The sequence below is a fragment of the Plantibacter sp. CFBP 13570 genome (assembly GCF_014841395.1).
GTDB lineage: Bacteria > Actinomycetota > Actinomycetes > Actinomycetales > Microbacteriaceae > Plantibacter > Plantibacter auratus.
Map to the genome: position 1 here is coordinate 1 of NZ_JACYTW010000093.1, position 9428 is coordinate 9428.

The 9428-nt window shown below is 73.0% G+C and carries 9 protein-coding genes; 5 read left to right on the forward strand and 4 right to left on the reverse strand.

What is annotated here, in order from left to right:
• Window positions 1-605: zinc-binding dehydrogenase (locus IFT89_RS18690; RefSeq protein WP_202939705.1), on the forward strand; the 605-nt coding region annotated here is incomplete at its 5' end.
• Between the two features lie 25 nt (window positions 606-630).
• Here IFT89_RS18690 and IFT89_RS18695 read toward each other — a convergent pair.
• From IFT89_RS18695 to IFT89_RS18710, 4 genes are read right to left on the reverse strand one after another with little or no spacing between them, the layout of a single operon-like run.
• On the reverse strand, window positions 631-1743 hold the full coding sequence (locus IFT89_RS18695) for a glycerate kinase (protein ID WP_202939706.1): 1113 nt from the start codon (window positions 1741-1743) through the stop codon (window positions 631-633).
• A 4-nt stretch (window positions 1744-1747) separates the two neighbouring features.
• On the reverse strand, window positions 1748-2800 hold the full coding sequence (locus tag IFT89_RS18700) for a M24 family metallopeptidase (protein WP_202939707.1): 1053 nt from the start codon (window positions 2798-2800) through the stop codon (window positions 1748-1750).
• On the reverse strand, window positions 2797-3957 hold the full coding sequence (locus tag IFT89_RS18705; RefSeq protein WP_137243859.1) for a Gfo/Idh/MocA family protein: 1161 nt from the start codon (window positions 3955-3957) through the stop codon (window positions 2797-2799). Before IFT89_RS18705 ends, IFT89_RS18700 begins: the two co-directional genes overlap by 4 nt.
• Window positions 3954-5984: a DUF6807 family protein gene (locus IFT89_RS18710; RefSeq protein WP_202939708.1), complete on the reverse strand. Its 2031-nt coding sequence runs from the start codon at window positions 5982-5984 to the stop codon at window positions 3954-3956. The genes IFT89_RS18705 and IFT89_RS18710 overlap by 4 nt, the downstream gene beginning before the upstream one ends.
• Window positions 5985-6110: 126 nt before the next feature.
• Between IFT89_RS18710 and IFT89_RS18715 the strand changes: the two genes are divergently transcribed.
• The 4 genes from IFT89_RS18715 to IFT89_RS18730 all read left to right on the forward strand — a co-directional run.
• Window positions 6111-7079: an NAD-dependent epimerase/dehydratase family protein gene (locus tag IFT89_RS18715; protein WP_202939709.1), complete on the forward strand. Its 969-nt coding sequence runs from the start codon at window positions 6111-6113 to the stop codon at window positions 7077-7079.
• Between the two features lie 14 nt (window positions 7080-7093).
• Window positions 7094-8035: a 5-dehydro-4-deoxyglucarate dehydratase gene (locus tag IFT89_RS18720; protein ID WP_086474959.1), complete on the forward strand. Its 942-nt coding sequence runs from the start codon at window positions 7094-7096 to the stop codon at window positions 8033-8035.
• A gap of 2 nt (window positions 8036-8037) precedes the next feature.
• On the forward strand, window positions 8038-9132 hold the full coding sequence (locus tag IFT89_RS18725) for a mandelate racemase/muconate lactonizing enzyme family protein (RefSeq protein ID WP_202939710.1): 1095 nt from the start codon (window positions 8038-8040) through the stop codon (window positions 9130-9132).
• Window positions 9133-9205: 73 nt separating this feature from the next.
• Window positions 9206-9428: hypothetical protein (locus tag IFT89_RS18730; protein ID WP_202939711.1), on the forward strand; the 223-nt coding region annotated here is incomplete at its 3' end.

Here is a 9428-nt window from a genome sequence, read left to right on the forward strand (position 1 = left end):
CGCAGGACGGCCCGACCCGGCTCGCCCCCGGAGCCCTCGACGGCCGGACGGTCCTCGTCCAGGGCGGCGCCGGGGCCGTCGGCAACGCCGCGATCCAGCTCGCGCGCTGGGCGGGCGCGACGGTGATCAGCACCATCAGTAGCGACGAGAAGGCCCGCCTCGCGACCGCCGCGGGAGCGCACCACGTCGTCAACTACCGCGAGGGCGACACCGCCGCGGCGATCCGCGAGGTGGCACCCGACGGCGTCGACCTCGTCGTGGAGGTCGCTATCGCGCAGAACCTCCCCCTCGACCAGGCGGTCCTCGCCCCGCGCGGCACGGTCGTCAGCTACGCCAACAACGGCGGGGACTCGATCACGCTCGACATCCGTCCGCACATGGGGCTCAACACGCGGCTGCAGTTCATGCTGCTCTACACGGTCGGCGACGCCGCGCTCCACGCCGCGGCCGAGGACATCACCGCCGCGATCGAGGACGGCGCGCTCGACGTCGGCGAAGACCACGGTCTGGCGCTGACGGTGTTCCCGCTCGCCGAAACGGCTGCGGCCCACGCCGCCGTCGAAGACGACACGGTCGGGAAGATCCTCATCGACGTCACCGCATGACGTACGTCACCGCCAGGTGAGGTGATCAGGGGCGGTACCGGGTGGCCAGTGCCGCCCCTGCCGCACGCAGGTGGATGAGCGGTTCGGCCATCGCCGCCTCGACGCCGCCGGCCAGCTCCGTGAGCGATGCCGCCGCGAGGAAGATCCCCTCGGTGGGCGCCTGGATCGCCCCGGCGACGAGCATGGTCCGGTCCGCCGCGAGCCCGGCGACCCAGGAGGCGACCTTGCCGTCGGCCGTCTGGTCGTCGAAGCGGCCCTCGCCCGTGATCACGATCGACGCCGTCGCGGCCGCTTCCGGGAGGGCGATCGCCTCACCGACGCCGCGCGCGCCCGAGGTGGCGGTGGCGCCCCACAGCAGGAGCCCGTAGCCCGCACCGCCCGCGGCACCGGCGCCGGGTTCGACCGCTGCGCGTTCCGTGCGGTCCGAGCCGAAGGCGACCGCAGCGCGGGTCACGAACTGCGCCAGGTTCGCGTCGAGGACGGCGACGTCGGTGGCAGTCGCACCCTTCTGCGGACCGAAGACCGCAGCGGCACCGCGGTCGCCGAGCAGCGGGTTGGTCACGTCGCTGAGGATGACCGCGCCGTCCGGCGGCAGCGCGCGGAGTCCGGCGGTGTCGATGTCGCGGAGCGTCGCGAGTCCGGCGTTGCCAGTGGCAACCGGTCCCCCGTGGGCGTTCATCAGCCGCGCCCCGAGCGCGGTGAGCAGCCCGGCTCCGCCGTCCGTGCTGGAGCTTCCCCCGATCGCGAGCAGGAGGCGCCGGGCACCGTGGTCCAGCGCGGCCGCGATGGCCTCACCGAAGCCGACGGTGTGCGCCGCGAACGGTTGCAGGGGGTCGAGCAAGGTCAGCCCGCTCGTCTGCGCGAGTTCCACGACCGCCGAGCCGTCGGGCAGCTCGAGCCACTCGGCGTCCACCGGGTCGCCGACCGGGCCGGTGACCGTGATCGGGTGCCGACGCGCGCCGGGCACGGCTGCAGCGAACGCGTCGAGCGTACCCTCACCGCCGTCGGCCATCGGGAGCGACTGCAGGAGGTCATCGGGCCGGACGGTCCGCCACCCCTCGGCGATCGCCTCGGCGACCTCCGCGGCGGTCGCCGTGCCCTTGAACGAGTCCGGTGCGATCACGATGTGCCGGGTCATCTCTTCAGCCTCCCACGGTGGTCGGGGTCGGGTGGGTCGAGGCCGTGCTCGTGGTCAGCACCTCGACGCCGTCGGGCGTGACCACGACGGTGTCCTCGACCTTCACGCCGGGTGCGGTCGGGTTCCAGGCGAAGGCCTGCCATGGCTGGACGACGTCGGTCGCCTCGGGCGTGGCGCGCGGGTCACGTCCCGCGTAGCCGGCCGCACCGCCCTGATGGTGCTTCGTCCACTCGTCGGCGTCGAAGCCCTGCTCGGCGTAGGCCGCGCTCCCTGTTCCGAGGATGTCGGCGAGCGAGGCGCCCGGCACGGTGGCGTCGAGGTAGGCGCGTTCGACGGCACGGATGCGCTGCATGTCGGTGGCGAACGGCTCCGCCGGGGTGCCGCCCTCGTCGAACCACCGCGTGAGGTTCACGATGAGCCCGTCGCGGCGGCCGCAGGCGACGAGCATTGCCCGGGAACCGAGTCGCCCCCCGGTCGGCAGCGGGTGTCGGTGGGCGAGTCTGCTCTCCCCGGCGACGAGGAGGACGAGCGGGTCGATCCCGGCTGCGACGAGACGCCCGGCGAGGTCTGCGGCGACGGCGCGTTCCGTCCAGGCAGGGTCGAGCCCGTCGACGAGCGTCTCGAGCGCCGACGTCGTCTCCCGCCCGAGCGAACGGAAGCGCGCGAGTTCGGCCGGGAGGAGCGACGCACGTGCGGCGCGCAGCTCGGCAGTGACGTCGGCCTCCTGGAGCACCCCGTCCCCACTCGGCAACACCGTGTCGATCGGCGTGTGCCACGGCACCGTCCGAACCCGGATGTCGGGCAGCTCCTCGGCCTGCAGCCGGTCCACCTCGTTCGACGTCGCGACGAGCCATGCGTCGTCCGGCGAGACCACGACCGCGACGATCGGGTCAGCCGCGAGGCTCACATGGACGCGCGAGCCGTCGAGGTACCAGCTGACCGCGGCGGCGGACCGCAGCACGATCGTGCCGGCTCCGCGGGCTTCCAGGAGCGACACGAGTCGGGCGTGCTTGCGCCGGCGGTCGCCCTCATCCGGCCCGGGCCGCTCGTCGTTCATCGCCGGGCCCACTCGGTCCCGAGCTCGGCGAAGGTGCTGCCGGTGGCGGCCGCTTCCGCGACGAGCTCCTCGATCCTCGGGATGACCGGGCGGCGCTCGTCGCCCGTCCCGAGCCACTCGACGAGATCTGCGGGGATGCGGTGCGGCGCTGGAGCCGACCGGACCGCGTCGAGGACGGCGGTGAAGGCGGACGCGTCGGCCAGGGAGCTGACGAGTGCGGCGTCCTGACCGGCCCGGACCGCCTCGCGCGCGCGGAGGAGGTCGGGGAGCAGGTCGGTCCGGCCCGTCGTCCAGCGTCGCAGGGTGACGCCGTCGACGACCACCTCGACCTCGTCGCGCGTGTAGTGGAACCGGATCGAGCCGAGCTCCCCGTGGACCGTGACCACCGGATCGGTCGTCTCCCGCGCGCACAGGGTAAGCGCCGCGGTCATGATCGGACCGCGCTGTGGGGTGATGCGGACGACCGAGGTGTCGTCCGCCTCGATGTCGTTCGCCCGGTACTGATCGAGGTCGATGGTGGCGATCGCCGCGCGGTCGGTCGTGCCGCCGAGCCGGAGCATGGTCTGGACCGCGTGCGCGAAGGGGTTGGTGACGACACCGTCCACGACGGGTGTGCCGTCGAGCGTGCGCCTGCCCGACCACGCGGCACGCGTCCAGTACCCGACGGTGCGGACCCAGGTGCCCCTCGCCTCGAGTGCTGTCACGGCCCCGATCTCCCCGCTGTCGACGATGGCCGCGATCTCGCCGATCGCGTGCGATCCGAGGCTCTGGAACCCGACCTGGACGAGCCCACCGGTGCGGGCGGCGGTGGCCTGCAGCCGGTCGAGTTCGTCGTTCGAGGTGACCGGCGGCTTCTCGAGCAGGACGTCGGCGCCGTGCTCGAGTGCGGCGACGGCGAGGTCCAGGTGCGTGTGGATCGGGGTCGAGAGGATGACCACGTCCACCCGCCCGGCGGCGAAGCACTCCTCGAGCGAGTCGCGGAGCGGTGCGTCCCCGGCTGCGCGGTCCTCCTCGGTGAAGGTCCGGTCGACGAGTCCGACGAGGCGGATCGCGCCGGTCGCGGCGAGCGCCCTGGCTGCCGCCACGTGACTGGCGCCATGTCCGTGGATCCCGACGACCACGACGGTCGGGGCGGTGGGGTGGTCGGTGCTGATCATGCGTCACTCCCTGTGCTGCGCGGTTCAGTACTGCGCGGTTCGGTGCCGCGTTCCTCGGCGGTGAGGAGCGCGCGGTGGATGGCGTCCGCCTGCTCCGCGTCCAGAGCACCGTCGACGACGACTGCCTCCAGACCGGTGACGAGCGGGGTGTCGGCGGTGATGGCGGTGCGGCTGGTGGCGGCGAGCGAGACCCCGACACCCGGGTACTCGGCCGCACGGAGGAACCAGGGGAAGGCGTTCGCTGCGGACTGTCGGAACAGGACCGTGGTGGGGCGTCGAGCCGGCGTCGGGGCGGGCTCCGTGGTGTCGCTCGCATCCGGGTCGGCGCTCCCGTCGGCGTCGAGGACGAAGGCGACCCACGCCGCACGCGAGCCGTGCGCGGTCGATTCCCCCGGTCCGTCCGCGCTGAGGACGGACCGGTGGGCGTCTGCGGGCAACCGCCAGAACCATCCGCCGTATCCGGCGCCCTTACGGCCGTTCGTGGCCGGCGACCCGATCGTCACCGTCGATCCCGTCGCACGGAGGACGCTGGAGACCGCGACGCGGAGCGCCGACCTCCCGCTCCCGACGCCGGGTACGGGCACAGCGAACTCCTCGACGACCGTGGTGCGCGACTCCCGCAGCTGCGTCGTCCCGTCGCGCCCGACCCAGTCGAGGGTCTGACGCAGCACACCGGCGCCCACCTCGGTCTCGGTGACGCGCTGGACACCGTGGTTGTCGAGCATCGTCGACCCCTGCCCGGCGACGTAGGTGCGACCGCCCCAGTAGGAGACGCCGTCGACGTCGGCGACGGCCATCGAGAGACCGACATGGTGGGGGTGGTCGTCGGGAGCGGATTCCGTGACGACGGTCCCGTCGAGCGAGGTGACGGGGTGTGCGAACGGTCGCGGGGCGTCGGTCGGTTCGAGGCCGCTGCCGTCGTGGAGGACGAGGACCTCGCGGTCGCCGAGCCGGGCGGTCAGCTCCGGTGAGATGGGGTGCTGCTCGGTTCCGTGCCAGACCGGTGGACTCGCGGCCGGGCGGGCGGCGGTGCTCTCCCGGGCGACGAACCGCGGTCGGAAGACGAGCGGGTGTCCACCCTCCGCGCCGCCGATGGTGTCGCGCAGTCTGGTCCACGCCTCGGCGCCGAGCTCGCGTCGCGGGACGGACACCGTACTGAGCGCCGGCACCGCGAACGCGGCGAACGGGATGTCGTCGAAGCCGACCACACTGAGCGCCGAGGGGACGGACACACCGGCACCGCGGAGCGCCGAGACGAGCCCGAGGGCGACGAGGTCGTTGAAGGCGACGACGGCGGTCGCGTCGTGCTGCAGCACGCTGTCGACGACCGCCGCGCCGTCCACCAGCGCGGAACCGGCCGGCACGATGTCGACCGAGAGGTCGTCGTGGTCCGAGCGTGCGCGGGCGATGCCGACCCGTCGGAGGCGATCGCCCTGACTCGCGGCGGGCCCGGCGAGGTACAGGATGCGCCGGTGCCCGAGTGCGTGCAGCTCGGCGAGCACCTGCTCCATGCCGCTGGCGTAGTCGATGGACACCGACGGCACGGGCGAGTCGGCGAGCTCACGGTTGACGAGCACGACCGGGTGCAGTTCGGCGAGCAGCGCTCGAAGCTCCGGTTCGGCCAGGCGGGGTGAGCAGAGGACGATCGCGTCGCAGCGACGACGGGCTTCGCGGGCCGCCGCAGCCTCGTCTGCCGGGTCCTCCTCGGTGTCGGTCACGAGGACGCGGTAGCCGTCGGTCGCCGCGGCCCGGGTGACCCCGCGCAGGATCTCCTGGAACATCGGGTTCTCGAGGTCGGGCACGACGACCCCGATGGTGTTCGTGCGGCCGAGCGACAGGCTTCGGGCCAGCATGCTCGGCCGGTAGCCGAGGGCGTCGACCGCGGCGAGGACGCGGTCGGCGATCGTCGCGTCGACGGTCGCCTTGCCGTTGAGCACACGCGACACGGTGGCCTTCGAGACGCCCGCTTGCTCGGCGACGTCGGAGATCGTCGGTGTCGGTCCAGCACTGGGGAACCGGTTGCTCATACGTCCTCGTTCAACTCGTCACGGGTGGTGCCGTCCTCAATCATCCTATAGGCTCACTTTGAGAAACCGGTTTCCCGGTTGGTGCGGTCGGCCTGGTCGACCCGGACGTGGTCAGAGAGGACACCGATGCGCATCATCGTCACCGGCGGCGCAGGACGACTCGGGCGGAGCGTCGCGAGCGCCCTCGCCGAAGCAGGCCACGAGGTCGTCTCCGTCGATCGGACCGACCCCGGACTCCCCGGCGTCGAGGGCCGGACCGCCGACCTCCTCGACCACGACGCCACCCATGAGCTCTTCGCCACCCTGCGGCCCGACGCCGTCGTGCACCTGGCGGCGATCGCCGTGCCCTTCAGCGCGCCGGAGCACGTCATCCTGTCGACCAACCAGACGCTCGCCTTCACCGCCCTCACCGCCGGGATCGCCGCCGGGGCGACCAGGCTGCTGGCCGCGAGCAGCCCGACCGTCATCGGCTACGGCGCCCCGCACGGGTGGACGCCCGAGGCGCTCCCCATCACCGAGGAGCACCGGGTCGCCCCGTGGAACGCCTACGCGCTGTCGAAGGTCGCGATCGAGTCGACCGTCGCGATGCTCGCCCGAGCCCACGGTGACGCCGTCGTGACCGGTGCGTTCCGGCCGTGCTTCGTCGTCTCCCCGGAAGAGTGGGAGGGCGCGCCGACGCAGCAGGGGCACACCATCGTCGACCGGCTCGCCGATCCCGCACTCGCGGCCGTCTCCCTCTACAACTACGTGGACGCGCGCGACGCCGGCCGCTTCGTCGCCGCCTGGATCGATCGTGCGGAGGCCCGGTACTCCGGTGAGGTGTACTTCGTCGGCGCCGACGACGCCCTGGCCCTCGCACCCTTGTCCACCCTGCTGCCCGCGCAGGTCCCGAGCACCGCCGGATTCGCCGACGGACTCGTCGATCGAGCCGCCGCCTTCAGCAGCGCGAAGGCCACCGCCCACCTCGGGTGGCGCCCGGAGCACGACTGGCGATCCGCACTCAGCCCTGCCGAGGCGGCCCGCCTCACGGACCTGCTCGCCGCCGACACCGGCCGGCCGGCCACCACTCCTGTTCCAGCCCCAGCCCCACGATGACGAGGACCTCCACCATGCCAGCACCGCTCGCCTTCGACGGCGTCCTGTACTTCCCGATCACCCCCTTCGACGCCGCGGGCGAGGTCGACCTGGGGCTCCTCGGCACCCACCTCGAGTCGCGACTCGAACACCGCCCGGGAGGGGTGTTCCCCGCCTGCGGCACCGGCGAGCTGCACGCGATGTCGCCGTCGGAGGCCGCCCGCGTCGTCCAGCGGACCGTCGAGGTCGTCGACGGGGCCGTCCCGGTCATCGGTGGCGCCGGAGGAGGCGTGGCGACCGCCAAGGAGCTCGCCGTGGCGGCCGAAGAGGCGGGCGCCGACGCGATCCTGCTCATGCCGCCGTACCTCGTCTCCGGGCCGGCGGCCGGGCTGCAGGCGTACGTCGAGGACGTTCTCTCGGCGACGAGCCTCCCGGCGATCGTCTACCACCGGAACAACGCCCGGTACACGACGGCGACGATGCGTCACCTCGCCCGCAACCCGCAGGTCGTCGGCTTCAAGGACGGCGTCGGCGACGTCGCGGCCGCCCAGGACATCGTGCTGGCGGTGCACGAGGAGGGACGCGACGATTTCGCCTTCTTCAACGGCCTCCTCACCGCCGAGCTCACGCAGGCCGCCTACCGCGGCATCGGCATCCCGCTCTACTCCTCGGCCGTCTTCGCCATGCTGCCGGAGCTCGCGACGCTGTTCTACCGCGCGTACACCGAGCACGACGAGCCGCTGCGCGAGCGCCTGCTCCGCGAGTTCTACCGTCCACTGGTCGCCCTCCGCGACGAGACCCCCGGCTTCGCCGTGTCACTCATCAAGGCCGGCGTCCGGCTCGGCGGTCTGCCGGTCGGTTCCGTGCGGTCGCCCTTCGTCGACCCGACGCCCGAGCAGACCGACCGCCTGGAGGCACTCCTCGCGACCGGCGCCGACCTCGTCGCCGAGCACGCGACGCTGGCCGCAGGGCGCTGACGATGACCCGGATCGCCTCCATCACCACCTCGCTCGGCCGGTTCGCCATGCCACGCCCCTGGGTGCCCGAGGCGCCGTGGCTGCATCTCATCCGCGTGGACGTCGTCGATGACGAGGGGGCGACCGGCTCGGGCTTCACGTGGACGCCGACGATCGGGGCCACGGCCGTCCGGGCGCTGCTCGACGACGACATCACGGCCGCCGCCCTCGGAGCGACGACCGACCCCGAAGCGCTGTGGCCGCGGCTGTGGGCGCATCTGCACGAGGCCGGGGGTGGCGGGATCACCACGATCGCGCTCGCCGGGCTCGACACCGCGCTCTGGGACCTCCGTGGGCGACGGGCCGGTCTCGGTCTCCCCGACCTCCTCGGCCGTCGACGCGACACGGTCCGGGCGTACGGCAGTGGCGTGAACCTCCACCTCGACGCCGCCTCACTGGCCGCGCAGGTCGAGCGGTGGATCGCGGCGGGCTACGACGCCGTCAAGATCAAAGTCGGCAAGCCCGACCTCGCCGAGGACGTCGACCGCGTGACGATGGTGCGTGAACTGCTCGGACCGGACCGCCGGCTCATGATCGATGCGAACCAGCGCTGGGACGTCGACCAAGCGGTCTCTTCCCTGGAGCGGCTCGGCGTCGTCGACCCGGCGTGGATCGAGGAGCCACTGCGCTCGGACGACACCGCGGGGTACGAACGGCTCCGTCAGGCGACCGACATCCCGATCGCACTGGGCGAGAACGTGCACACGATCCACCGGTTCCGCGACCTCGTCGACCGTGGCGTCGCCGACGTCCTGCAACCGAACGTGGTCCGCGTCGGCGGCATCACCCCCTTCCTCGCGATCGCCGCACTCGTCGACGACGCCGGACTCACGCTCGCGCCACACCTGCTCCCCGACCTCTCTAGTCAGCTCGCCCTCGCCCTCCCGCAGGTCACCGAGGTCGAGGACGTCGAGGACGCGGGCTTCGTCGCGATCGGCGCCATCGACGCGCCCGGGCCGGTCACCATCGCGGAGGGCCTGGTGCAGGTCGAGCAGCGACCCGGCCTCGGCTTCGTGATCCGCGACCGGATCGCCGAGACCGCTCCCGTCGCGCGCTGAGCCCGTCCGCCGCCCGGTCCGCCACTCGCCCGATCTCCACCAGCCGCATCCGCATCCCCGAGGAGTCATCACCATGCACGACACCGACCACAGCACTGGCACGATCGACCGCACCACCCCCGCCAGGGCGCGCACCGACGACTCGGACGGCGTCGGCGGCCGTATCGACGACACCGACGGCAACGGTACCGACGGCAGCGGCAACGGCAGCAGCAGCGTGGGCCCCGGCGAAGGCGAGCCAGCCACCCGCGTCGAGATCGAGCAGCGGTGCGGTGATGACGGCGACGAGCAGGCCC